This window comes from Azospirillum himalayense (assembly GCF_042657465.1).
Lineage (GTDB): Bacteria > Pseudomonadota > Alphaproteobacteria > Azospirillales > Azospirillaceae > Azospirillum > Azospirillum himalayense.
In genome coordinates this window covers 18836-43359 of record NZ_JBHSLC010000049.1, presented here as the reverse complement: position 1 = coordinate 43359, position 24524 = coordinate 18836, and the positions used below count along the sequence as shown (strand labels likewise).

At 66.8% G+C, this 24524-nt stretch carries 24 protein-coding genes; 10 read left to right on the top strand and 14 right to left on the bottom strand.

The features are described 5' to 3' along the window. The first annotated feature begins 26 nt into the window (after positions 1 to 26). Positions 27 to 1001: a Bug family tripartite tricarboxylate transporter substrate binding protein gene (locus tag ACFPMG_RS21680; RefSeq protein WP_376997266.1), complete on the top strand. Its 975-nt coding sequence runs from the start codon at positions 27 to 29 to the stop codon at positions 999 to 1001. A 64-nt stretch (positions 1002 to 1065) separates the two neighbouring features. On the opposite strand, the gene ACFPMG_RS21675 is transcribed toward ACFPMG_RS21680, so the two are convergent. From ACFPMG_RS21675 to ACFPMG_RS21665, 3 genes are read right to left on the bottom strand one after another with little or no spacing between them, the layout of a single operon-like run. After that, complete coding sequence (locus tag ACFPMG_RS21675) at positions 1066 to 1551, bottom strand: 2,4'-dihydroxyacetophenone dioxygenase family protein (RefSeq protein ID WP_376997264.1); 486 nt, start codon at positions 1549 to 1551, stop codon at positions 1066 to 1068. A gap of 46 nt (positions 1552 to 1597) precedes the next feature. Then, positions 1598 to 1918: a 2Fe-2S iron-sulfur cluster-binding protein gene (locus ACFPMG_RS21670; protein ID WP_376997263.1), complete on the bottom strand. Its 321-nt coding sequence runs from the start codon at positions 1916 to 1918 to the stop codon at positions 1598 to 1600. 20 nt (positions 1919 to 1938) lie between these two features. Then, positions 1939 to 3126, bottom strand: coding sequence for an NAD(P)/FAD-dependent oxidoreductase (locus ACFPMG_RS21665; RefSeq protein WP_376997262.1), 1188 nt, complete (start codon positions 3124 to 3126; stop codon positions 1939 to 1941). A gap of 169 nt (positions 3127 to 3295) precedes the next feature. Between ACFPMG_RS21665 and ACFPMG_RS21660 the strand changes: the two genes are divergently transcribed. Next, complete coding sequence (locus ACFPMG_RS21660; RefSeq protein ID WP_376997260.1) at positions 3296 to 4048, top strand: FadR/GntR family transcriptional regulator; 753 nt, start codon at positions 3296 to 3298, stop codon at positions 4046 to 4048. A gap of 63 nt (positions 4049 to 4111) precedes the next feature. Then, positions 4112 to 5056 (top strand): LysR substrate-binding domain-containing protein, encoded by a 945-nt coding sequence (locus ACFPMG_RS21655; protein WP_376997259.1) that lies wholly within the window; start codon positions 4112 to 4114, stop codon positions 5054 to 5056. Here the strand turns inward: ACFPMG_RS21655 and ACFPMG_RS21650 are convergent. Next, entirely contained in the window at positions 5020 to 6000 is a 981-nt protein-coding gene (locus ACFPMG_RS21650) for an agmatinase family protein (RefSeq protein WP_376997257.1), read from the bottom strand. The two genes, ACFPMG_RS21655 and ACFPMG_RS21650, sit on opposite strands and share 37 nt — an antisense overlap. Positions 6001 to 6396: 396 nt before the next feature. Between ACFPMG_RS21650 and ACFPMG_RS21645 the strand changes: the two genes are divergently transcribed. From ACFPMG_RS21645 to ACFPMG_RS21620, 6 genes are all read left to right on the top strand, one after another. Further along, positions 6397 to 8043, top strand: a complete 1647-nt coding sequence (locus tag ACFPMG_RS21645; RefSeq protein WP_376997256.1) for an ABC transporter substrate-binding protein — start codon at positions 6397 to 6399, stop codon at positions 8041 to 8043. Positions 8044 to 8110: 67 nt separating this feature from the next. Further along, positions 8111 to 9061, top strand: coding sequence for an ABC transporter permease (locus ACFPMG_RS21640; RefSeq protein WP_376997255.1), 951 nt, complete (start codon positions 8111 to 8113; stop codon positions 9059 to 9061). Next, positions 9061 to 9930, top strand: coding sequence for an ABC transporter permease (locus ACFPMG_RS21635; protein ID WP_376997253.1), 870 nt, complete (start codon positions 9061 to 9063; stop codon positions 9928 to 9930). The genes ACFPMG_RS21640 and ACFPMG_RS21635 overlap by 1 nt, the downstream gene beginning before the upstream one ends. A 31-nt stretch (positions 9931 to 9961) precedes the next feature. After that, complete coding sequence (locus ACFPMG_RS21630; RefSeq protein WP_376997252.1) at positions 9962 to 10774, top strand: pirin family protein; 813 nt, start codon at positions 9962 to 9964, stop codon at positions 10772 to 10774. A gap of 39 nt (positions 10775 to 10813) precedes the next feature. Then, on the top strand, positions 10814 to 12457 hold the full coding sequence (locus ACFPMG_RS21625; RefSeq protein ID WP_376997251.1) for a dipeptide ABC transporter ATP-binding protein: 1644 nt from the start codon (positions 10814 to 10816) through the stop codon (positions 12455 to 12457). Between the two features lie 34 nt (positions 12458 to 12491). After that, positions 12492 to 13631 carry a sialidase family protein gene (locus tag ACFPMG_RS21620; RefSeq protein WP_376997250.1) on the top strand — a complete coding sequence of 380 codons (1140 nt, stop codon included), beginning with the start codon at positions 12492 to 12494 and terminating at the stop codon, positions 13629 to 13631. 144 nt (positions 13632 to 13775) lie between these two features. Here the strand turns inward: ACFPMG_RS21620 and ACFPMG_RS21615 are convergent, their stop codons facing one another. The 10 genes from ACFPMG_RS21615 to ACFPMG_RS21570 all read right to left on the bottom strand — a co-directional run bounded on the left by ACFPMG_RS21615 (position 13776) and on the right by ACFPMG_RS21570 (position 23484). Next, entirely contained in the window at positions 13776 to 14168 is a 393-nt protein-coding gene (locus ACFPMG_RS21615; RefSeq protein WP_376997249.1) for a DDE-type integrase/transposase/recombinase, read from the bottom strand. 209 nt (positions 14169 to 14377) lie between these two features. After that, the gene (locus ACFPMG_RS21610; protein WP_376997248.1) at positions 14378 to 15085 is read right to left on the bottom strand and encodes a CBS domain-containing protein; all 708 of its coding nucleotides are present in this window, start codon (positions 15083 to 15085) and stop codon (positions 14378 to 14380) included. 55 nt (positions 15086 to 15140) lie between these two features. Beyond that, positions 15141 to 15611, bottom strand: coding sequence for a hypothetical protein (locus tag ACFPMG_RS21605; RefSeq protein ID WP_376997247.1), 471 nt, complete (start codon positions 15609 to 15611; stop codon positions 15141 to 15143). Between the two features lie 407 nt (positions 15612 to 16018). Next, positions 16019 to 17014 (bottom strand): MDR family oxidoreductase, encoded by a 996-nt coding sequence (locus tag ACFPMG_RS21600; RefSeq protein WP_376997246.1) that lies wholly within the window; start codon positions 17012 to 17014, stop codon positions 16019 to 16021. A gap of 44 nt (positions 17015 to 17058) precedes the next feature. Next, positions 17059 to 17826: an enoyl-CoA hydratase/isomerase family protein gene (locus tag ACFPMG_RS21595; RefSeq protein ID WP_376997245.1), complete on the bottom strand. Its 768-nt coding sequence runs from the start codon at positions 17824 to 17826 to the stop codon at positions 17059 to 17061. Between the two features lie 58 nt (positions 17827 to 17884). Continuing rightward, positions 17885 to 19510 carry a class I adenylate-forming enzyme family protein gene (locus ACFPMG_RS21590; protein ID WP_376997243.1) on the bottom strand — a complete coding sequence of 542 codons (1626 nt, stop codon included), beginning with the start codon at positions 19508 to 19510 and terminating at the stop codon, positions 17885 to 17887. Positions 19511 to 19564: 54 nt separating this feature from the next. Beyond that, positions 19565 to 20365 carry an ABC transporter permease gene (locus tag ACFPMG_RS21585; RefSeq protein WP_014198829.1) on the bottom strand — a complete coding sequence of 267 codons (801 nt, stop codon included), beginning with the start codon at positions 20363 to 20365 and terminating at the stop codon, positions 19565 to 19567. Continuing rightward, positions 20362 to 21258 carry an ABC transporter permease gene (locus ACFPMG_RS21580; protein ID WP_137118549.1) on the bottom strand — a complete coding sequence of 299 codons (897 nt, stop codon included), beginning with the start codon at positions 21256 to 21258 and terminating at the stop codon, positions 20362 to 20364. The genes ACFPMG_RS21585 and ACFPMG_RS21580 overlap by 4 nt, the downstream gene beginning before the upstream one ends. Then, entirely contained in the window at positions 21255 to 22319 is a 1065-nt protein-coding gene (locus tag ACFPMG_RS21575) for an ABC transporter substrate-binding protein (protein WP_376997242.1), read from the bottom strand. The genes ACFPMG_RS21580 and ACFPMG_RS21575 overlap by 4 nt, the downstream gene beginning before the upstream one ends. A gap of 22 nt (positions 22320 to 22341) precedes the next feature. Further along, entirely contained in the window at positions 22342 to 23484 is a 1143-nt protein-coding gene (locus ACFPMG_RS21570; protein ID WP_376997241.1) for an ABC transporter ATP-binding protein, read from the bottom strand. Positions 23485 to 23760: 276 nt separating this feature from the next. On the opposite strand from ACFPMG_RS21570, the gene ACFPMG_RS21565 reads away from it, so the two are divergent. Next, positions 23761 to 24366 carry a TetR/AcrR family transcriptional regulator gene (locus ACFPMG_RS21565; RefSeq protein ID WP_376997240.1) on the top strand — a complete coding sequence of 202 codons (606 nt, stop codon included), beginning with the start codon at positions 23761 to 23763 and terminating at the stop codon, positions 24364 to 24366. Positions 24367 to 24524 lie beyond the last annotated feature (158 nt).

Below are 24524 nucleotides of genomic sequence, written 5' to 3'. Positions count from 1 at the left end.
ACCCCCCATCCCTTTGGAGTGTCGTGATGAAACGTGTGGTGACAACGCTGGGCGCGTTGCTGCTGGCCTTCGGCGTGGCCGCGACCGCCATGGCCGACACTTATCCGTCGCAAACCATCCGACTCGTCGTTCCCTATCCGCCCGGCGGCGTCTCCGACCTGGTCGGGCGTGTCGTCGCCGACGGGCTGAAGGCCAAGCTCAACCAGACGGTCATCGTCGACAACAAGCCCGGGGCGAACGGCGTGATCGGCACGCAGGACGTGATCCGGTCCAAGCCGGACGGCTATTCCCTGCTGGTCGGCGGGCTCGGCGGGCTGGTGCTGCCGCCGCTGGTTGATCCCAATTTCCCGGTCGATGTCGACAAGACGCTGACGCCCATCGCCGGCATCGCCGAGTTCGTCAACGTCATGATCGTCAACAAGGACCTGCCGGTGAACACGGTCCAGGACTTCATCGACTACGCCAAGGCGCGACCGGGCCAATTGAACTTTGGCTCCACCGGCATCGGCGCGTCCAACCACCTGACGGCCGAGCTGTTCATGCAGAAGACCGGCGTGAAGATGGAGCACATCCCCTACAAGGGCGGCACGGCGGCGCTGAACGACCTGCGCGGGGGCAGCATTCACGTCGTGTTCGAGAACCTGCCGACGGTGGTCGGCCAGATCAAGGCTGGCGCGGTGAAGGCACTGGCGGTCACCAGCCCCTACCGGGCGGAGCAGCTGCCGGACGTGCCGACCATCGCCGAATCCGGCATCAAGGACTTCACCGTCACCAGCTGGATGGGCATGTACGGTCCCAAGGGCCTCAGCCCGGACCTGAAGGCGAAGATCGCCGCGGCGCTGGTCGAGGTCGCCCGCGACCCGTCCACGAAGGAGCGCTTGCAGACCATCTCCTTCCTGCCGGTGGACCGCGATACGGAGGCCTTCACGGGCTTCGTGAAGGCCGAGCACGACCGCTGGAAGCAGGTGGTCGACACGGCCGGGGTGAAGGTGGAGGAATAACGGCCCGCAACGAAAAAGGCGCCGCGTCCGTCAGCCGGACGCGGCGCCTTTTCTGTTTGGCGCGTCAGCGGATGAACTGCTTCACGAAGTCGGCGCCGAGCCCGACCGACTCGTAATGCACGGCGCACATGTCGATCTTGGAGAAGACGTCCTCGAACCCGGTATGACGACCTTCCTCGTCGACGTAATACATGCAGCCGGACACGTTGAAGAAGGTGATCATCTCGTCGTCGCTGTCGACGGTCAGCGTGTGCGTCTCGCCCGGCGGCTCGAACACGTAGGACCCGGCCGTGGCCAGCCAGTCGTGCTCCAGGTAGCGCCACGTGCCCTTGATGACGTAGCCATGCACGGGCCCCGGGTGGCGGTGGCGGCTCAGCACGCCCGCGCGGCGGACGCGCAGCAGGTTGCACCACTGGCCTTGCAGCGTGTTGAACATCAGCGGGCGGAACCAGACGTTCGGGGCTTGCAGGACCCACAGGCGTTCGTCTTCCGGAATGGCCGTCACGACGAGTTCGGACGGCGCCAGAGGGTGCACGGACGGTGCCGGCATGGTGTTTCGGCTCCCTTATTTCAGCGCTTGGGCTGTTGTTGGTGGTTCAGAGTTGCGATTCCGGAACGCGGACGGTGATGCCGTCCAGCGCGTCGGTCATCAGGATCTGGCAGCTGAGGCGGCTGGTCTCGCCGCGCTCCGACGCCAGTTCCAGAAGCATGGATTCGGTGTCGGGCGGCTCGCCCACGACCGCGAACCAGGTCGGGTCGACGATGACGTGGCAGGTGGCGCAGGTGGCGCCGCCGCCGCATTCGGCGACGATGCCGGGGATCCCGTCGCGGCGGGCGCCTTCCATCAGCGACCAGCCGTCGGGCACGTCGACCGCGCGTTCGGTTCCATCGGGCATGACAAAGCGGGCAATGGGCATGGTGTCCTCGTTGTGCTGGCTCAGGCGACCGCGGCGATGTCCACGGGCTTGCCGAGCAATTTCTGGGCGCGGACGAAATCGACGGGGCGGTTGACCGTCTCGACCGCGGCGAGCACGCCCCCCTGGATGCGGTGGATGGCGAAGGATGTGCCGGCGTCGCCGAGCAGGATGTCCTCGCAGGGCTGCGACGGATCGATCAGCCCGGCGATCTGCAACTTCACGCCATACTGGTCGGACCAGAAATAGGGAGTCTTGGGGGCCGGGCGGGGCGCGCCGAGGATGGCGGCCGCCGCGCAGCGCGCCTGGGCAATCGCGGTCTGCACCGCCTCCAGCCGCACGTGGCGGCCGAGCGCCGGGTCGAAATGGTTGGCGCAGTCGCCGACGGCGAAGATGGTCGCCACACTGCTCCGGCAGTCGGCGTCGACCAGGATGCCGTTGCGGCACTCCAGGCCGGCGATTTCTGCAAGCCCAGTTTCCGGGACGCCGCCGACGGCGACCAGGACGAGGTCTGCGGGCAGGGCGGTGTCGTCGGCGGTGACCACCCGTTCCGCGCGCCCATCGCCCTCGATCCGCGCCACCGCGGCGCCGAGGCGCAGATCGACGCCTTCCGCCCGGTGCTTCGCCTCGAAATAGGCGCCGGTCTGGCGCGATACGCTGCGTTGCAGCAGGCCGGCGGCGCTTTCCAGCACGGTGACGTCGCAGCCGAGCTTGCGGCCCGTCGCTGCGGCCTCCAGCCCCAGATAGCCGCCGCCGATCACCACCAGCCGCCCGCCCTTCAGCAGCCCGGCGCGCAGGCGGTCGGCGTCCTCCATCGTCCGCAGGGCATGGACGCCCGCAAGGCCAATGCCGGGGATGGAGAGCGCGCGGGCACCGGAGCCCGTGGCGAGGATGGCCCAGTCGAAGGACAGCCGCTCGCCGTCGTCCAGCATTGCGACGGAGGCTGCGGGATCGAGGCCGACGACCCGGCGGCCGAGCTTCAGAGACACGCCGGCGTCGGCGTAGGCGGCCGGGCCGCGCAGGAACAGGCGCTCCGCGTCCAGCGTCCCGTTCAGAAACTTCTTGGACAAGGGCGGCCGCTCATAAGGCGGGGTCGCTTCGGCCCCCACGAGGGTGATGTCACCGGCAAAGCCGCCTTGCCGCAACGCCCAGCAGGCTTCGGCCCCGGCTTGTCCGGCCCCCACCACCAACACTGCTTTATTTGTGGTCATGCTGTTGCCCAAGCCCTTCCCGCGCCATATCTTGAGGCGCTTGTTGCAGTGGCGTGAACTTTTCCCGCTGGCGCAAATCCGCGTGGACCATCCCTCACTTGTATGATAAGAGTATTGTCATCTGTCAAGAGCCTGAAACCGACGTCCCCCTAGAACCTGCAGAGAGCTTATGGCCAATCCAGTCCCGCGCGCCCGTGCGTTGAAGCCCACCGTCAGCCTGACTGACCGTGTGGCCGAGGCATTGACCGAGGAGATCACCGGTGGCCGCTACAAACCCGGCGAGATCCTTCCCTCGGAACAGGTGATGGCGACCAGCTTCGGGGTCAGCCGCACGGTCGTCCGCGAGGCGGTCGCGCGCCTGAAGACCGCGGGCCTGCTGGGTACCCGGCAGGGGCTCGGCGTGTTCGTCGTGTCGAACCGGCGCCAGTCGTCCTTCCAGATCGACCACGGCGAGTTGGAACCGGCGGAGCAGATCGTCAAGCTGGTCGAACTGCGCATGGGAATCGAGACGGAGGCCGCCGGGCTGGCCGCGGAACGGCGCACCGAACGCGACCTGCGCGAGATGCGCAAGGCGCTGGACAAGATGGCCGAGGCGATCGAAAGCGGGAAGGTGGAGGCCGGCGTCGGCGCGGACGTGCGTTTCCACCGCGCCATCTGTGCGGCCACCCGCAACCCGCATTATTTGACCTTCACCACCTTCCTCGGCCAGTTCCTGCACGAGAACATCATGATCTCCCGCAAGCGTTCGGCGAAGAAGGCCGACCGCGGGGCGCTCGCCCAGGCGGAGCATCTGGCGATCTTCGAGGCCATTCTCGCCCGCGATCCCGAAGCCGCCCGCGCCGCCGCGCGGCGGCATGTGGAGAACACGGCCCACCGCTTGACCGACAACGACAGCTTCGTGGAAAAGGAGGAGGGCGCCTGACGGCGTCTTCCCGTCCAGCCTCCGTGACCGGGTACACCGGCCATCCCGATGATGCCAAGGCCTTTGACACGCAACCTTCCGCTCACGACGCTGCGCGCCTTCGACGCTGCAGCCCGTCACCAAAGCCTCGCGAAGGCCGCCCAGGAGCTGAACCTGACCGACAGCGCGGTCAGCCATCAGCTCCGGCGCCTGGAGGGGGCTCTGGGCGTCGCGCTGTTCGAGAAGGCGGGGCGGGGCGTCGTCCTGACCGATGCTGGCCGCATCTTCGCCCGCTCGGTCGGCGGCGCCTTGCAGGACATCGACCGGACGGCGCTCGGCCTCGTCGACGGGGGCACGCTGGGCGGCCGGCTCACCATCGCCTGTTCGCCGATGTTCGCCAGCAAATGGCTCGCCAAGAACCTGGCCGCCTTCTGCGGCGACCACAGCGGGGTCGAATGTCACATCCAGCTCGCCGAGAACAGCCGCGTTGTCGAGGTGACCGACGCCGATGTGGGCATCCAATTCGGCGGCGGCTCATGGAAGGGCAAATGGTCGGCATTGCTGGAGAACGTCACGCTGGGGCCGGCCTGCAGCCCGCGCCTGTTCAGCAAGGCCGGGCGCGGCGTCGCCACGCCTTCGGATCTGCGCGACGTCGTCCTGATCCACCAGGACGACGGTACCGAATGGCGCCGCTGGCTGGCCGAAGAGGGCGAGCACGACTTCGACAGCTACCGCCGGAACATCTATTGCAGTGATCTCAGCGTCGCCATCGACCTTGCGGTCGAAGGGGTGGGGCTCGTGCTGGTCAGCGACACGCTGTCCTCGTCGCACATCGCCGAAGAGACGCTTCTGCGTCCGTTCGGCGGCACCATCATGGCCACGGGCGGCTGGTACGTGCTGTGCGACGGCGCCAAGCTGGAACGGCCGAACACCCGCCTTTTCATCGACTGGCTGCTCGGGCGCTTCGGCAAGACGCTGGCGTTGTCGGACGATCAGGCCTGGGAGGAACGTGCGGTCGCGAGCCCGTAGAGCAGGCTCAGGATCAGCGACGCCCCCGTGGATCCCGTGATGTTGCGCGGATCGAAGGGCGGGGAGATTTCCACCAGATCCGCGCCGACCAGCCGGCCGCTGGCCCCGATCCGGCGCAGAGCGTATTGCAGGTCGGACGCCGGCAGGCCGAAGGGGTTCGGGGCGGCGGTGCCCGGCGCCTGCGCCAGGTCGATCACATCGATGTCGACCGAGAGGTAGATCGCGTCGGTGCCGTCCCCGGCGATGCGCAGCGCGTCCTCGACCACGAGCCGGATGCCGCGTTCGCGCACCTCCAGGGCGGAGATCACGGTGACGCCCATCTCCTGCGCGTAGTCGTCGAGCTGGGGCGAGTTGGTGAACTCCGCCATGCCGATCTGCACGAGGTTCGGTCCCTCCAGCAAGGTGTCCGGCATCTCCAGCGTCTTGCGGAACGGAACGCCGCTCGACTCGGCTCCGAGATGGGCCTTGCGCAGGTCGTGGTGCGCGTCGAAATGGATGACGCCCAGCTTCTTGCCCGGCCCCATGGCCTCGATCACGCCGCGCATGTTGGGAAAGGCGATCGAATGGTCGCCGCCGATCATCACCGGCACGATGCCGCGCGACACCAGCGTCCGCACCGTGTCGGAAATGCGCCGGAAGGTGCCCTCCATGTCGGTCAGGACCACTGGCACGTCGCCGATGTCGGCCGCGCGGAAGCCGGTCATGGCCCGGCGATCGCGGCTGGAGTAGGTGGTGAAGTACATCAGACCTTGGCGGACGGCGTCCGGGCCATGCCGCGAGCCGCTGCGGACCACCGAAGCGCCGTCATACGGCACGCCGACGATGGCGCAATCCAGGTTGAGCGTCCCGTCCCAACTCAACCAGGCGCCGGCGCGGTGCTCCGCCACGTCGCCCTTCATCGTATTGACGACGAGACCGGGAGGAAGAAGGCTGAGGTCGTGCACGATGTGCTCCCAATTCGCTTGAGAAGCAAACCGTTGCACTCACCGTCGCGTTCGTTAAGTGAAGTTTTCTCATCGCATTGTTGATGGGTTTTCACCGATTCTTCGTCGGTGGGAGGAAGAGCCGCCAAGAAATGGCGGAGACATGACGTCGTAAAAGCATGAAATTGCGTCATGTATCGGGTGACGAAGTTTCAATTGCCGATGCCGATTCCGTTTGTTCTTGTGGTCGAGGACGGATGCAGGATCCCGCGGGGCAGGCGTTTTCGGGGAGTTGGACCGGGGTGCACGACGCTACGGCAACGCTCGTGGACATGCCATCGCCTCCGTGCGCGCCGGCCGGCCGAAAGGCACCGCCGAACAGAAACGGCGCAAAAACTCCATCGTTGGGGGCACGAGATGAAGTCCAAGGACATCTACGAACAGATTCGGCGCAACAGCACGGACTTGCAGAATCACGTCATCGACGAATTCCGCAACGGCGGGCTCAGCCGGCGTGGCTTCCTGCGGATGGCGAGCGTGGCGGGCCTCTCCATGTCCGCGGTGAATGTCCTCGCCGGAACGCGCGCCGTGGCGCAGACCACCGGCGGCACCAGGGGCGGGGTGCTGCGCATCGGATCCGGCGTGCCCGGCCAGCAGCTCGACCCGTTCCTGATCCAGGACGGCGCCGGTACGATGGCCGTCTCCCAGGTCGGCGAGTATCTGTCCTGGTCCGAAACGGGCCGCCTGCGCCCAGTGCTCGCGGAAAGCTGGACCCCCAACGACGCCGGCACGGTGTGGACCTTCAAGATCCGCAAGGGCGTGACGTTCAACGACGGGCGGGATCTGACCGCCCGCGACGTGGCCTGGACGTTCAATCGGCTCGCCAACCCGAAATTCCCGTCGAGCGCGTCGGGCATGTTCGCCAACACCCTCAACCCCGGCGCCGTGAAGGCGACCGACGACCACACGGTGGTGTTCGAGCTGGAAAAGCCGGTCGGCGCCTTTTCCTGGCTGGTGTCGAACGACAACTACAACGCCATGATCCTGCCCGAGAACTACGACGGCGTCTGGGCGAAGGATTGGATCGGGACGGGCCCCTGGCGGATCAAGGAATACATCCCCGGCGTCCGCGCCACCTTCGTGCCGAATCCGGGTTACTGGCAGGGGCGGCCGCTGGCCGACTCCGTCGAGCTGACGATGTTCGAGGATGAGGCCGCCCAGCTTCTGGCCTTCCAGAACCAGACCATCGACATGACCGACACCGTCGGCGTCAACAACGCGCGCGCCGTCCTGCGGAACGCGTCGCGGTACAACGTGGACGTCCGGAAAACCTCCGTCCACCCGCCGATCCATTTCCGGATGGACATGGATCCGTTCAAGGACAAGCGGGTCCGGCAGGCCATGGCGCTCTGCATGGACCGCGACAGCCTCGTGAAGAAGATCATGCAAGGCTACGGCACGATCGGCAACGACGCGCCGATCGCGCCGGTGCACGAGGTCTATGCGTCCGACGTCCCGCAGCGCCCCTACGACCTGAACGCCGCGCGCCGCCTGCTGGCCGAGGCCGGCTACGGCAACGGCTTCAAGTTCACGATGACCGTACTGAACTACCAGTTCCTTCCGCAGATGGCGCAGCTTCTGCAAAGTTCGCTGAAGCAGATCGGCGTCGATTGCCAGCTTGAGCTGCTGGACAGCGCGGCCTACCGCGGGAACCTGAAGTTCGGCAGCTCGCCCATGCTGGATTCGATCTCGGGCATCAACAGCTATGGCCATCGCGGCGTGCCGAACCTGTTCTTCAACATCCAGCTGAAGACCGGCGGCAACATCAACTCGGCCCGCTTCTCCAACAGCACCTTCGACAAGCTGGCCGACCAGCTCGCCGGCGAGGTGGACCTGCAGTCCCAGCGCGCGACGGCGAAGAAGATCCACGAGCTTCTGCTCGACGAGACCCCGATGATCTACCCGGCCTTCGTCGACCAGATCTCGCTGAGCCATACCTACATCCAGGGCTTGCAGCGCCAGGCGTCCCATCCGGTCCTGCACGCCACGGTGCGCAAGGCCTGATCGCGGTGTCCCTGCCGCGCCGTCCTTCAGGGGTCCGGCCCGGCAGGGAATTCTCGGAGAAACGACATTGGCCGGTTTCATCGCTCGACGGCTGGGATCGGGGTTGCTGACCCTGGCCTTGCTGTCCGTCATCGCCTTCATCGGCACCGAAATCCTGCCGGGCGACCCGGCGCGCGCCATCCTTGGGAAGGACGCCAGCGAGGAAGCCGTGGCGAACCTCACCATTCAGCTCGGCCTGGACCGGCCGCCGGCGGTCCGTTACGTCGATTGGATCGGCCGCGCCGTCATCGGTGATCTTGGAACCTCCTACGCCCAGAAGGCGCCGGTCACGCGGATGATCGCGGAGTCCGGCGGCCGTTCCCTGCTGCTCGGCCTCGTGACGCTCGCCGTCGTCGTGCCGCTGTCGGTCGTTGCCGGGCTGTGGGCGGCGCGGCGGGAGGGCAGCGTCGTGGACCGGATCGTCACCTTCGGCGGCATGGCGCTGATGGTCGTGCCGGGATTCGTCGTGGCGATCGTGCTGATCCTTCTGTTCGGCGTGTTCGTGCCGCTGTTCCCGATCTCGGCCATGCCGCCGCCGGGCGCCGATTTCGGGGAGCGGATCTTCCACCTGCTGCTGCCCGCCGTGGTGCTGTCGGCGACTCTGTTCGGCTATCTCGCCCGCGTGGTCCGGGCGAACGCCCTGGAGGTCTACCGCAGCGACTATGTCCGCACCGCCGCGCTCAAGGGCCTCAGCCCCGCCAGGGTCATGCGCCGGCACGTCTTCCGCAACGCCATGGCCCCGTCGCTGATCGTCTTCGCCACGCAGGTCGGCTACCTGCTCGGCGGTTTGGTGGTTGTGGAGAAGATCTTCAACTACCCGGGACTGGGCGTAATGATGCTGCGCGCTGCGGAATACAGCGACATGCCGGTGCTGGAGGCCGGGATCATGCTGATCGGGCTGTCCTACGTCCTCCTGACCCTGGCGGCGGACGTGGCGCAGCGCCTGCTGGATCCGCGGCTGCGCAAGGCGGTGGCGTGATGGCTCTGGCGACACCCTCTTCCGTGACGGAAACCCGCGCCGCGACGACGCGCTACCGCCCATCCGTCAGCTTTCTCGTCGGGGCGGCGGTGTTCCTGTTCTGGGTGGCGGCGGCGGTCGCCGGCCGGCATGTCGTGCCGCACGACCCCTTCGCCGTCCAGCCCGCCCTGATGCTGGAGCCGCCGAGCGCCGAGCATGTCTTCGGCACGGACGAGCTGGGGCGCGACGTGTTTTCCCGCGTCCTGGTGGGATCGCGCGACATCCTGACCGTATCCTTCTCCGCGGCCCTGCTCGGCACGCTGTTCGGCACGCTGCTCGGCCTGTGCATGGGATATTTCCGGGGGCCGTTCGACGAGCTGTTCTCGCGCATCGGCGAGGCGGTCATCTCGCTGCCGGTCATCATCATGGCGCTGGTGCTGATCGCGGCGCTCGGCCGCTCCAACCCGGCGCTGATCGGCGTCATCGCCTTCGACTTCATGTGGGTGGTGGCCCGCACCATCCGTGGCGCCGTGCTCCAGGAGAGCGAGAAGGACTACATCCTCGCCGCCAAGGTCCGCGGCGACAGCGCCCTGTTCGTGATGGTGCGGGAGCTGTTTCCCAACGTCTTCCCGATCGTGATCGTGGAGTTCACGGTCCGTATGACCTTCGCGGTGTTCGCCGTCGCCAACCTGTCCTTCCTGGGCTTCGGCGTGCAGCCGCCGGCCCCGGACTGGGGCTTGCTGGTCGCGGAGTCCTACGGCTCGCTGATTTCCGGCGAATGGTGGGTCGCTCTGTTCCCGACGCTGGCGATCGGCAGCCTGGTCATCTCCATCTACACCGTCGCCAACGAGGCCAACCGTTGGCTGTCGGGATCCTCTTTGTCCTCCTGATGCCATCCATCCAACAAAGGTGTTCCACAGCATGCCGAGGGAAGTCATTGAAGGCCGCGCGCTTGCGGAGTTTCCGGTTGCCGAGGCGGTCGCCGATTATCTGGACGGGGCCGAGGCGCGTCTGCTGTCGCGCGACGAGGCGGACGGCGCCTTCAGCGCCCACGTCCTGGCCCACGCCGATGTCGGGTTCGAGTATCCGGAAGGGCGCACGCTCGAACTGTTCGTTCTGACCGGTTCGGCCACCGCCAACGGCCAGCCCGTGCCGCGCGGCTTCTTCGTCTACCTGCCGCCGAGCGGGGGAGGGCGCTCCATCCGGCTGCATGCCGGGTCCACCGTCTTTCTCGCCACCGGCGAGCGCGGCATCGGCTCCGGCTCGTTCGAGATCGTCGATCCCGAAACCAAGCCCTGGCAGGTGAGGACGAGCAGCAACGAGCACGCCAGCACCGGCACCACCACCAACGTCGTCAAGTACCTGCGGGTCGACGCGGAGAACCGCAACAACTTCGGCATCGACGTGATGTGGCCCGGCAGCGGGCAGGACAGCGCCGAATGGCACACCGTCGCCGACGAGCTGTTCCGCCTGCGCGGCGACCTGCTGCTGGCCGACCCGGTCACGGGCGAGCCGTTGGTGTCGGGGCCCGGTTCCTATTGCTGGCGCCCGGCCATGTCGCGGCACCTCCCGAAATACAGCCACACCGGCTGCGTCCAGATCTTCCGCAACCGCGACTGGCCGGCGGACGGCGGCAAGGGCGAGATGGTCTACGCCACCGCCCCCGACTGGGACCGACACCTGGCCGCCTACAAGGCCAAGTTCGACACGATCGATCCGGTGCCCGGGCTTTGATCGCGTCAGCGCAGCGCGGCGTCCGTGGGAGTGCGGGACATGGTTGATTGGGTTCTGGACGTCGAGAATCTGGGCATCACCTACCGGTCGTCGCGCGGCACCGTGCAGGCGGTCGGCAGCGTCAGCTTCCAGGTCCGGCCCGGCGAGGCCGTGGGGATCATCGGGGAGTCCGGATCGGGAAAGTCCAGCGTCGCCTATTCGGTGGTCGGCTGGACCCCGCAGGCCCACGTCAGCGGCCGGATCGACGTGGCCGGGCGCAACGTCGTCGGCGCGCGGGAAGCCGACATGCGGGCGCTGCGGGGGCGGGTCGTCTCGCTCGTCCCCCAGGACCCGAAGAAGTCGCTGAACCCGAGCATGCGTGTCGGCGCGCAGGTGCTGGAGCAGATCCTCCAGCACAACCCCGCCCTGCCGCCGAAGGAGGCGCGGGAGCGCGTGCTGTCGCTGTTCGAGCGCGTCAACCTTCCGCATCCGGACCGGCTGTACGAGCGGTACCCGCATGAGATCTCCGGCGGGCAGCAGCAGCGCGTGCTGATCGCCGCGGCCGTCTCGTGCGAGCCGCAGCTGATCATCATGGACGAACCGACGACGGGCCTGGACGTCACCACGTCGGCCAGGATCCTCGACCTGATCCAGGATCTGCGCGACCGGTCCGGCTGCGCGCTGCTGTTCATCAGCCACGATCTGTCCGTCGTGGCCCGGGTGTCCGACCGCATCCTGGTCATGCGGCAGGGCGCGGTCGTCGAGTCCGGGCCGACGCTGGACATCTTCGCCCGCCCCACGCACGACTACACGCGCCGCCTGATCGCCGCGGTGCCCAAGAGCGTCGACATCCCCCGACCGTCGGGCTCGGACGCCACGCCACCCGTCCTGACCGCGGACGGAATCCTGAAGCGGTTCGGGGGCAAATTCTTCCGCCGGCATCAGGGGCTGACGGCCGTGGACCATGTCGGCTTCGCGCTCGGCCAGGGGCAGACGCTGTCGGTGGTCGGGGAAAGCGGATCGGGCAAGACGACGCTGGCGCGCATCGTGACCGGCCTGATGAGGGCCGACGCGGGGGCGATCACGCTGGGGTCGGCATCCCTGTCCATGACGCCCTCGCGCCGCACCCGCGCCCAACGCCAGGCGGTCCAGCTGATCTTCCAGAACCCGGACGCCTCGCTCAACCCCCGCCACAGCATCGATGACATCCTGAAGCGCCCGATGCGCCTGTACGGCTCCTGCCCGCCCGCCGATATGGACGCGCGCGTGGCGGAGTTGCTGCAGGCGGTCCAGTTGCCCGCCGGCTACGCCCGGCGGCTGCCGTCGCAGCTCTCCGGCGGGGAGAAGCAGCGCGTGGCCATCGCGCGGGCCTTCGCGGCCAAGCCGCGGCTGGTCGTGTGCGACGAGCCGACCTCCGCGCTCGACCTCTCGGTCCAGGCGGCGGTGCTGGACCTGCTGCTGCGCCTGCAGCGGGAGGAGAACGTCTCCTACCTCTTCATCACCCACGACCTGAACGTCGTCCGCGCGCTCGGCGGCCGAATCATGGTCATGCGGAACGGCGTCTGCCTGGAGGCCGGTGCCGTGGCCGAGATCTTCGACAACCCGCGCCACGACTACACGCGCGAGCTGCTGTCGGCGGCCCCCGCCCTGAACGACGTCGTGAGCCAGCTCATCAACAAGCGCGGGACCGTGCCGGCCAGCTGACCGCCGCCGCCCATTCTCAACAGGAGTTCCCTTCATGGTTGCGTCCGAAGCTCCCGAATCCCTGGATGCCTTCACGATCACGCCGGCACCGCCGGCGAAGCCGGAGCTGTTCGTCGATCACGAGAAGACCGGGCGCAGCGGTCATATCGGCCACGCCCTGTTCCAGCGGCCGGACGGGGAGATCTTCGCCTTCTTCCCCAATTGCGCGTCCGACGATCCGGGCCGGCACGGCACCACCGGCCATTCGGCGACCGGATGGATGGAGGTCAAGCGCTCCCGCGACGGCGGGCGGAGCTGGAGCGAACCCGTTCCCTTGGACTATTCCAAGCGCACCTTCGACGCGAAGCTCGGCCACACCATCTTCACCGAAAAGGCCGTGGTGACCGACAACGGCACCATCGTCCTGTTTCATCTTCTCTGCGACGTCTCGAAGGACGCGCTGTGGGAGCCCTATCTGGTCCCCACCTCCACGCGCAGCACCGACGGCGGCGAGACGTGGAGCGAGCCCATCGAGCTTTGCCCCGACCGGGGGCGCATCTACAGCGCCATCCACGCGGACGGCCTCGTCTGCGCGCTGAAGTTCCGCAACGACGCCGAGGAGAATTTCTGTGGCTCGACGGACGAGCACATCTATTCGCTCTACGCCAGCCGCGACGACGGCGCCAGCTTCCACCGCATCAGCGACCTGCCCTTCGACACGCGCGGCCGCGGCTATGGCACCCTGTGCCGGCTGAACGACGGCCGGTTGATCGCCTACGTTTACAACAGGAACGACGAAGAGCATCTGGACTATGCGATCAGCAACAACGGCGGCATCAGCTGGAGCCCGCCGCGGCGCAGCGTCTTCGCCAAGCGGATTCGCAACCCGCAGATGATCGGGTTCGGCGGCGGCTATTTCATGCACGGACGCAGCGGCACCTACGGGCCGGAACCGGGCAAGGGCCACTTCGTGATGTATTATTCCCGCGACGGCGTCACCTGGGACGACGGCATCTACCTCGCGAAGCGGGAGCACGGGCAGGGCGCCTACTCCAACAGCCTGGTCGTGAGGTCCTCCGAAGGACACGTCGATGGAAAGGGGCCGTTGCGCCTGCGCATCCACGCCTCCCACGCCTACTCCGCCGATTCCACCAACATCGTGGCATGGTGGGTGGACGAGGCAGCGCGAGGCTGACTGATGCGGACCACGCCTGACGGCGAAGTCCGCGGCACCCTCTCGATCAAAGCGTGAGCATTGATCTGCCGGGTTGCGCGTGGAGCTGTGCGTTCCAGCGGCATGCAAGACGGCTGCGAACAAGCTCCACGCTCAACCCGGGACTCAACCAAACTCGTTCACGGCTCCCTCGGCGTTACGGTGCGTGCCGAAGGGTTGCCGCCTTTTGGTTCGCCACCGTAAATGGTTCGAAACCAGATCTGGGTGATGCCGTCCGCCATGTCCCAGGCGTCCGGAAAAGACATGGATGCGCCGGCTCCGGACCAAGATGTCGAGACCGACACCGTTCTGGTCGATGGCGCGCCGCAGGTAATGCTGCTTGCCGCGGATGTGGAGGAACACCTCGTCGAGGAAGCACTTATCACCCGGTCTGGGTCGGCGGCGCTTGAGCGTGATAGCGAACTCCCGCCCGATGCGCAGCCCCCACTCCCGGATCGTTTCGTAACTGACCTCGATGCCGCGCGCCGCCAGGATCAGTTCGACTTCGCGCAGGCTCAAGCTGAAGCAGTGGTACGCCACACCGCTTCGCTGATGATCGCGGCGGGAAAGCGGAAGCCGCGGTACGGATTGGTCGGCGTGCTCATTCCCGGGAACCTGCCACGGACACCACCCGCAAGCCAACCTGACAGAGCCAGGGGGGGCGCGTGTGATGTCGCCGGCCCCCTCCCAATGCCCCCATGCTCTCCATGCGGCCGGGTCGCACTGTCCTAGATTATTCCGCCCCAGGCGCCGCTTTCCACAGGATCAACGACCTGGATGTTGTTCTCCACGCCCTTGACACCGGGCACCTGCTCGGCGGCAACACGGATGGCGTCGCGCTGGGATTCTGTGCTGACGAAGCCCCAGAGGTGGACGATGCCGTTGCGCACCACGATGGCGTCGTGGGCGCGTGGATCCCAGGCCAGTTCCTTGGCGGCGGAAAACACGCGCTCATACAACTCACGGTCGTCCACGGCGGTCGGCGGCGGCTCCGACGCGACGCTGACGAGCGCGCGCAGCAGGTTGGCACGGCTGATGATGCCGATAAGCCGGCCGTTGCGCACCACCGGGACCCGCTTGATCCGACGTGTCTCCAGAACCCGCACGATTTCTTCGGGTGAGGCGCTTTCGTCCACGGTGATGACGTTCGGGGTCATCACGTCCCGAACCTTGCGGGCGTGGGATTTGATGAAGTCCTCCGCCGGCTCGGTGCCGCCGCTCAACAGGCGCAGCCACCAGGAGCGGTGACGTGCGGTGCCTATTTCGGCACGGTGCAGCAGATCGCCTTCGCTGATCAGGCCCAGAACGTGGCCCGCAGCATCCACCACCGGCAAGCCGCTGATGCGATTGTCCAGCATCATCCTGGCCGCTTCCGCAATGGTCGCGTCCGGGCCGATGGTGATGACCTTGGGGGTCATCAGATCGACAGCCTTCATGAGCTTCCTCCCTGTACTCGCAGTATCAGCGACGCTCAAGACTGTGTCTTGGTCCTCACACCGGAATGATCCGGTACGTCAGGTACATTTTGAGCATCGGCTCGGTGTCGACGCCGTGGAGTTCCCACCGGAGATTGTAGGGTTGGTCAGCATCGGGCTGTTCCCAATGCATGTCCTGGGGTTGTGGCACCGGTCTGGGGGGCACATACAGAGCCAGTGTCGGAATGTCGACCTGATCGGGACGCCCGCCTGGTGGCGACGAGGGCATGGACGAGGGCATGGTGGTGTCCACGTTGCACTCGGCCTGGCTGCGCCCATCCATGGACACCCGGAGCGTATAGCGTTCCCGCCGCTCCGGTCGAAGGTCGTGGACATAGCCGTCAACCAAGACGATGGACGGTGTCCATGCTACGACACCGTAGTGACCGGCGCAGACACCCGCACCGCCGTGGGCCGCCATGCTCTCGCCCTCACCGGTGTCCGCGCGTCCCAGTACGACATGATGCGGGATGGAGTCGGCCTTCATGATTGCCCTCCAAGCATTTGTCACATTCTTCGGTACGAGGGATGAATGCTCAAAGCATATTTTCATATGAGTGTGCTCTGCACGGGCAAAACCGGCAAGAATGCGAAGGTGGGGAAAACATCGCTTTCGATTGGAGGTGTAGCGCCTCGGATTGGGATTGGTCTTCGTATGAAGCGGGGCTGCGCCGGAGCGGCAGCCTGATCTTTCGGATCGATAAGGCCGCGCTTGCCGGCTGGCGGTCGGCTCCTCGGACCACTCGCCGCCGGCGCAAGGCGATGGTGCGTTGTGCTTCGGCCAGCCGACATTCCCGGTCGCCGGACGCGATGACCGTTCGGCCCGGCACGGCCTGAGGGACGCGGGGAAGGCTTGAGCCTGTCCGCAGCGCGATTTACGCAACAACGCCTTTCTCAACGGGATACGTCGACGACGATGCGGCCGCGGATCTTCCCGGCGAGAATCCTGGTCGCCAGTTCGGGGAGCGCGTCGAAGGGCTGCACCTCGTACATTGTCTTCAGCGCGCTCCGGTCCAGGTCGTGCGCCAGCCGTGTCCAGGCGGCGTCGCGGCGGTCCGGCGGAGCCATGACGGAGTCGACGCCCAACAGCGCGACGCCGCGCAGGATGTGCGGCAGGACCGTCCCCGGTAGATCGGAGGAGCCGGCCAAGCCGCAGGCGGCGATGGCACCACCCCACGCGGTCTGCGACAGCGCGTTGACCAGCGTCTGCCCGCCCACCGAGTCGACACCGCCGGCCCAGCGCTCCTTCTGCAAGGGGGCTCCCTTTTCCAGAAGGGCGGCGCGGTCGATGAAGCCGGCCGCACCCAGGCCACGCAGATAATCGTGCGTTTCGGGCCGGCCGGTGGAGGCCACCACCGGATAGCCGCGCTTGGCGAGCAGCGCCACCGCGACCGAACCGACACCGCCGGCGGCACCAGTGACCAGGACCTCCTTGCCGCCCGGCTGGATCGCGCCCCACCGCTCCAGCGCGTCCACGCAGAGCGCGGCGGTGTAGCCGGCGGTGCCGATGCCCATGGCCTCTTCGAACGAGAAGGCGTCCGGCAGACGGGTCAGCCACTCCGCCTTCAGGCGCTGAAAGCGGGTGTAGCCGCCCCACTGCGTTTCCGACAGACCCCAGCCGTTGACGACCACCTTGTCGCCGGGCTTCCAGTCGGCGGAGCGGGACTCGACCACGGTGCCGGCGAGGTCGATGCCCGCGACCATCGGCAGCTTGCGGGCGATCCGGCCCTTGCCGGTAACGGCGAGGCCGTCCTTGTAGTTGAGCGTGGAGCAGGCGACCTCGACCAGCACATCGTTGTCCGGCAGGTCAGCCAGCGTCAGCGTCGTGAAGCCACCCTTCGGCTTGCCGTCGACGTCCTCAATGACAAAGGCTGTGAAGTTCTCGGCCATGGTGGTTCTTTCTCTTCGTTGAAGACGATGTCGGATGGGCACCGTCACTCGCCGCCACGGAACACGGGGGCGCGCTTTTCCAGGAAGGCGCTGACGCCTTCGCGGGCGTCCGCCGCTTTTTCCAGCCGGCGGGCGACCGTCGCCTCATAGGCGCCGGCGGCGTCGACCCCCTCGCGCTCGCCCAGGATCACCCCGGCCTTGATCGCGGCCACCACCGACGGGGCATTCTTGGCGATGGCACGCGCCAGGACGAGCGCTTCCTGCAACGCCTCGCCCTGTCCGGCCAGACGGTTGACGAAGCCGGTTCGGTAGGCTTCGTCCGCGGGCAGGGGATTGGCCGTCAGCATCAGTTCCAAGGCGCGGGCGGACGACATCAGGCGCGGCAGCCGGCCGATCTGCCCACCCTCCGGGAGCATGCCCAGGCGGGCGCCCGGCGACCCGAACGTCGCGTTGACGCTTGCGACGCGCAGGTCGCAGGACAAAGCGAGGATGAGCGCGGCGGCGTAGCAGTGCCCGTTGACGGCCGCGATGACCGGCTTCGTCATGTCCCGCGGGCGCAGGAACGGGGCCTCTCCCAGGTTCGTCGCCGCGTGGGCGCCGGAGGCGATTTCATTCAGATCGTGTCCGCTTGAGAAGGCGATGTCGCCGGCGCCCGTCACCACGACCACCCGCACGGCGCCGTCGCCGTCCGCGTCGTTCAGGTGGCCTAGGAAATCCGCGGCCATCGTGCCTTCGAACGCGTTGCGCTTGGGTTCGTTGGAGATGGTCAGGATGCGGATCGCGCCCTCGGTCTGGGCGGTAATCTCGGGCATGTCAGAAGTCCTCTTCGAGGCCGGTTGGCTTTTTTCACAGGGAGGCGCGGTGCAGGCGTCAGCGCCAGATCTTGTCCTGCCAGTCGTAGGCGCCGACGCGGAGGTCGGGCTTCTCCGCCAGCAGATGCTTCTTCTGCACACGCTGCGAATCCGTGAGGGGGAAGGCGTCGCGATACTCGTAGTAGCGGGGCACCTTGAAGGCCGCGAGATGCCGCCCGCAGTGATCGGCGATGCGCGCCGGCGTGCAGGTCGAGGGATCGACCCCCGGCGCCAGCTGGATGTAGGCCTTGATTTCCTCGCCGCGATAATCGTCGGGAACCGGAACGATCGCGGCGTCCTGGATTTCGTCGAGCGTGCGCAGCACCACCTCGACCTCGCGGGCCGAAATGTTCTCGCCGCTGCGGCGGACCATGTCCTTGGTCCGGCCCAGGATGTAGTGGTACCCGGAGGAGTCCACGCGGGCCAGATCGCCGGTGCGGAACCAGCCCTTGCGGAACGCCTGCGCCGTCGCCTCCTCGTTTCCGAAATAGCCCTTCAGCAGGCCGCGGCCACGCACGCAAAGCTCCCCGGTCGCGCCCGTCGGCACGGGGTTGCCGTCCTCGTCCGCGATCATCGCGTCCCGGAAGGGGGCGACCACCCCGCAACTGGCCGAGCCGGTCATCTCGGCGATCCGGTGCGCCGGCATGTAGGTGCCGCCGCCGATCTCGGTCATGCCGTAGAACTCCTGCCCGTACACGTCGAAGCGGCGCTGGAAGTCGGCGTGGCTTTCCGGGCCGAACGCGAAGATGGTGGCCAGCTTGAGCGCGTTGTGCGCATCCGCTGGCCGGGCCGGCTGCTTGTAGACCATTTCGAACAGCGCGCAGTAGTCGCACTCCAGCTGCGCGACATCGAGCATGAAGCGCTTGGCGCCGGGCTTGCGCGGGAAGAAGGCGCAGCCGCCGCTCACCATCGCGTTCAGCAGGATCCTCTGCCCGACCATGTAGAAGAAGCTCGATCCCACATAGAAGCGCCGCAGGTCCGTGGCGAAGAACTCGGTGGAGCTGAAGCCCAGGCAAAGCCAGTAGTCGTTGGTCAGCATGCAGGCTTTCGAAAAGCCGGTGGTGCCCGACGTGTACTGGAGGTTGAGGACCGCGTCGGCGGAGCGGGGCGTGGACGGTGCGCGGCGGCCCTGCGCCTCGTCCATCAGCGCCTGCCAGCGGCGATGCCCGCCCAGCGCCCCATCGCCGATGACGATGACGCTGGACGGGGGGAGCGACACCGTCTCAAGCGCGTCGAGATGCGGCAGGAACTCCGCCTCCAGGATGAGGAAGGCGGCGAGCGAGGTCTTCAGCACATACTCGACCTCGCGGGAGGTGTAGGTGGCGTTCACCGGCACCATCACCGCCTGCAGGCGGGACAGAGCCAGCCACGCGATGGGAAACTCCTCCCGGTTCCAGGCCATGACCGCGACATGCACGCCGGGGCCGATGCCGAGCGCGGCGAAGGCCGCGGCGGCGGTTTCGACCTTGGCCAGCACCTCGCCCCAGCTCCGCTCGACACCGTCGTCGATGAACCGCCACGCCGGGGCGTCCGGGTGCCGGGCGGCGGTTTGCGCCAGGAGGTCGAACACCGAATCCGGAAGCGTTGCCGTTTCCAGACGGCGGGCGAGAGCGTCGGGCTCTTCCGTGCGAAAATCTGCGAACATCACTCTTCCCGTAGATGAGGGGTGGCCCGTAGATGAGGGGGGTGTCGCGACCGGTTATCCCGCGCGCCGTGCGGCGCGGCGCTGGATGCGGTCGCTCAGGAAAACCGCGGCAAAGGTGGCCAGGATGAGCAGCGACGCGACCGCCGCGACAACCGGCGTCAGGTCGTGTCGCATGTCGGCCCAGATCCGCATCGGCAAGGTTTCGTTGCGGCCCATCACGAACAGGGCGATGACCAGTTCGTCGAAGGAGATGAAGAAGGCGAAGACGCCCGCGGAGATGACCGCCGGCCGGATGGTCGGCAGCGTGACGTGCCAGAAGGCCTCGTGCGGCCGGGCACCCAGGACCCGGGCGGCCCTGGCGAGCGTGTCGCCGGTTTGGCGCAGCGCTCCCGACACCGTCGTCGTGACGAAGGGCAACGCGAGGACGGCGTGCACCAGCACGATGCCGCCCATGGAGCCGTAAAGGCCGAAGCGGCTGAAGACGAGGAGCGTGCCCAGGGCGAGAATGATGACCGGCACGACCTGCGGACCCAGGAAGATCGGTCCCGCGATCCGCACCGCGCGGCCGTCGCGGCTCAGGACGAGCGCCGCCGCCGTGCCGACGACGGTCGCCAGCAGCGCGCTGGCGGCTGCGATGACCAGGCTGCGCCAGGTCGCCTCGATCCAGCCGGGCGTGGCGAAGAAGTCCTCGTACCAGTGCAGCGTGAAGCCGGTCGGCGGGAATTTGAGATAGCGCGTCTCGCTGACCGACATCGGCACCACCAGCAGCAGCGGCAGCAGCAGATAGAGGAGGACGCCGACGAAATAGACGGGCAGGAGGTAGCGTCCGGACTGTTCCCACAGCGTTCGTTTCATCGCGTCCCTCCATGGCCGCTCAGCCGGGTGACGCGCCGGAAGAGCAGGGCGACGGCGCCCACCATCAGGAAGCCGGCGACCAGCAGCACCATCCCGAGAGCCGAACCCAGCCCCCAGTCGAGGGTCACCGTGATCTGCGTCGCGATGATGTTCGCGATCATGTTTTCCTTCGGCCCGCCGACCAGCGCCGGGGTGATGAAGAAGCCCAGGGCCAGGACGAAGGTGAGCATCCACGCGTTGACCGCGCCGCCGGCGCTCAGCGGCAGGAAGACGTGGAGGAAGCCACGCCACGGGGTGGCGCCGAGGATGCGCGACGCCAGCAGCAGGGAGCGGTTGATGGTCGTCATGCTGGAGAACATGACCAGGATGGCGACCGGCAGGAGCACCTGCACCATCGCGATGTACACGGCCCCACGGCTGTAGAGCATCTGGAGCGGCGCATCGATGAGTCCCGCACCGATCAGCATGGAGTTCACCAATCCCTCGCGGCCCAGGACGACGATCCAGCCGAAAGTCCGCACCAGCACGCTGACCCAAAGCGGCGTCAGAATGAGCAGGAGGAGCATCGTCCGGCGCCGCGGCGGGCAGGACGCCAGACAATAGGCGGCGGGGTAGCCGGCGAGGACGCAGGCGAAGGCCACGCCGGCGGCGAGTTGCAACGTCCCGAACAGGATGGTGCGGTAGGGACCCTCGCCCAGCGCTTCCCGGTAATGCTCCGCCGTCAGCCCGGCATCGCCCTGCAGGCTCCACAGGGCGACCTCGCCCACCGGGACGAGGAAGGCCAGGAGGAACAGCAGGGCCGCCGGGGCGAGCAGCCAGAGGGACGAGATGGGCGCGCGCCGTCGGCGCGCCGCCGCCATCCCATCACGCGGCATGGAAACGCCGTCGCTCATTGCAGACGCCAAGTTTCCCACCGCTTCTGAATGCGCGGCAGGTTTTCGGCCCAGAACTCGGCGTTCAGCGCGAACTGCACATCCATGTTTTCCGGGCTGGTCGGAAGTTGCCTGGCTTCCTCCGCCGACAGGATCTTGTAGAGGTCGGGGTTGAAGCTGGAGTAGGGCATGGCGCGGGCGATCTCGGCCAGACGCTGCGGCTCGTTCCAGCAGTACTTCATGAACTGCATGGCCGCGGCGGCGTTGTTGGCGCCCTTGACGATCGAATAGTAGCTGACGTCGAGCGAGCCGCCGTTCCAGATCAGCGCGACCGGGAGCTTGTCCTTCTGCAACTGCTGGATACGGCCGTTGAAAGCGGTCGCGTAGAACACTTCGCCGCTGGCCAGCAGCTGGACCGGCTGCTGCCCGCTCGTCCACCATACGGTGATCGCCGGCTTGATCTCGTCGAGCTTCTTGAAGGCGCGATCCACGCCTTCCGGCGAACGGAGCACGTCATAGACCTCGGACGGCTTCACGCCGTCGGCGATCAGCGCGAATTCCAGGTTCTCGGCCGGGGAATTGCGCAGCGTGCGGGGGCCGGGGAACCGCTTGACGTCCCAGAAATCCTTCCAGCCGGTGAAGGTGGCGCCTTGCGGCAGCTTGTCCGTGCGCACGCCGATGGTGGTGGAGTAGGCCACCGATCCGATCGCGTGGGTCTTGCGGGCGATCGGCGGCAGCTTGTTTTCGGGATCGACCACCGACCAGTCGATCGGCTCCAGCCACCCGTTCTTCTGCGACACCGGCAGTCCGGAACGCTCGGTGGGCGCGATGTCCCACAGAATGTTCCTGGTGGTCTGCTGGGCGCGGATCTGGGCGAGGGAGTCCTCCGTCGCGGCCTGCGTGACGGTGATTCCCGTCTCCTTGGTGAAGGGCTGGATGCAGATGCGGTTGAGTGTTTCCGCCCAGGCGCCGCCGTAATTCGCGATCACGACCGTCTTGTCCCGGGATTGAGCCAGCGCCGCACCACCCGCGGCGCCGACGAGCGCCGCTCCGAGAGAGAGGCTCCACAGCAGCTTGTTCATAGAACGCTCCTCTATCAGCTTTTCATCGACTGGTTCTGGGGAGGTCCGGAACGAGAACGACGTCGGACGGGCGGAGAACGAGGTTCGCCGTCTCTCCGCGTTCCGGGATTCGATCCCTGTCGCGTCTCTGTTCCCGGAAGTGGATGAGCGCACCGTGATCGGTGCGGGCGCTGTATTCGATCACGTCGCCCAGGAACACGGCCTCCTGGATGGTGACCGACACGGCGATGTCCGGCCCTTCGGCCGGGCGGCGCTGCAGCTTCTCGGGGCGAATGCTCGCGTACCAGGAGCCTGCACGGGCCGTGAATGTGTTTTCCCGATAGGTGATGCCGAGTTCGGGTATGGCCACCGATCCGGGCTGCGCCACGTCGGCGGCAAGCAGGTTGGTCTGCCCGATGAAATCGGCGACGAAGCGGCTTTGCGGCGCGTCGTACATTTCGGACGGCGTGCCGACCTGCTCGATCCGCCCGTCGCGCAACACGACGATGCGCGACGACATGGCCAGGGCCTCGCGCTGATCGTGGGTCACATAGACCACGGTGCAGCCGAGCTGGTGCTGGATTTCCTTGATCTCGAACTGCAGCGCCTCGCGCAGTTTGAGGTCGAGGGCGCCCAGCGGTTCGTCCATGAGCAGGACCGGAGGCTCGAACACGATGGCCCGGGCGAAGGCGACGCGCTGCTGTTGTCCGCCGGACAGGTCGCGCGGCATGCGACCGGCCAACGGGCCGAGCCGCACGATCTCCAGCACCCGCTCCACCCGCTCCTTGATGTCCCGGCGCGGCATACGGCGCATGCGCAGCGGGAAGGCGATGTTGTCGAACACCGACATGTGGGGGAACAGGGAATAGTTCTGGAACACCATCCCCAGGTTTCGCCGCTCCGGCGGCTCGTCGATCACCGAACGCCCGTCGATGCGGATATCGCCCGAGTCGGCCGCGGAAAAACCCGCAAGTGCATTGAGCGCGGTGGTTTTGCCGGACCCGCTCGATCCAAGGATCGTCAGAAACTCACCCGGACGAATCGTCAAGGAGAAGTCATGAAGGGCCTTTACCGATCCATAGGCCTTCCTGACGGATTGGAACTCGATCGTCGCGCCGGTGGACCTCGTTTTCAGGTTCGCCTCCCTGGTCAAGGTGCCACTTGAGGGTTTATTCACGTCCACCATCGTAGGTACCATCGGCCTGTCCAGTGATGACGCATTGTCTAAAAATGACAGTATGTATAAAAAAATACTGCGTCAAGAGGGCGCAGTGCGATTGACCAACATTCAGGGTTAGGACCGATGCGGTCGAAGGATGAGGGCGCAAGGATGCGGGAGGGTGTGGGTGAACCGGGAAGCGAGCCCGCGTGCGGCGAAGGCTCCGCTCCGCTGTTCTTCGAAGAGGTGCTTGCGATGTGGAGCCGGGAACGGACGCGCCCGAAACGGGAGCGGACGCGCTACATGCTGCTCTCGATCGTCGCCCGCCACCTTCGCACGTTTCCGGGAAAGCTGATGACCGTCGAGGCGCTGCTCGACGAAGCTGGGTTGTCCAGGGGTACTTTCTATAATCATTTCAAGGATATGGACGAGTGCGCGGCCGTCCTCGTCACCCTGTTCTTCGAGCATGTGACGTATCGGCGCTCCGCAAACCGGGGGCCGAGGAGCAGTTACGATGCGATCCTGGATGCCAACACGGTCTATTGCCGCGCTTACGAGGCGAACGCGGGCGTCTACAGCCTGTTCTCCGAACTCGCCACGCGTGACCCGGAGGTGCTGCGCATACGCGAACGCATGAACTCCGAGTGGGTCGAGCGCATCATAGCCGTGGTCGCCCGCCGTCGCGGCCATCCCTTCACCGAGGGCGAGCGCGGTAAATTCGAAGGCGTGCTGAGATTGATGATCGCCATGACAATCGAAAGCCTTCGCGAGCGATTCGTCCATGGCGACGCGCTGCTGTGTCGGTCGTTTCCCACCGCCGACAGCTTGGCAAAAGCTCTATCAGACCAGTGGTACAAGGCGATGACGGAGTTCGATTGTCCAGCCCAGCAGGCGACAGACGCCACTTGAGAACTTGTTCAAGCCAGGCTCTAGATGCCGTAATGGGCCTTGCGCCAAGCTCCATGATGCTTGGGGCCGATCCGCTCGGACCCCGTTTCTCACACCATCATTGTGGGTACAGCCGCCCGCCCAAGCCAGAGGTTGGTGAAAGGCCCATTACGGCATCT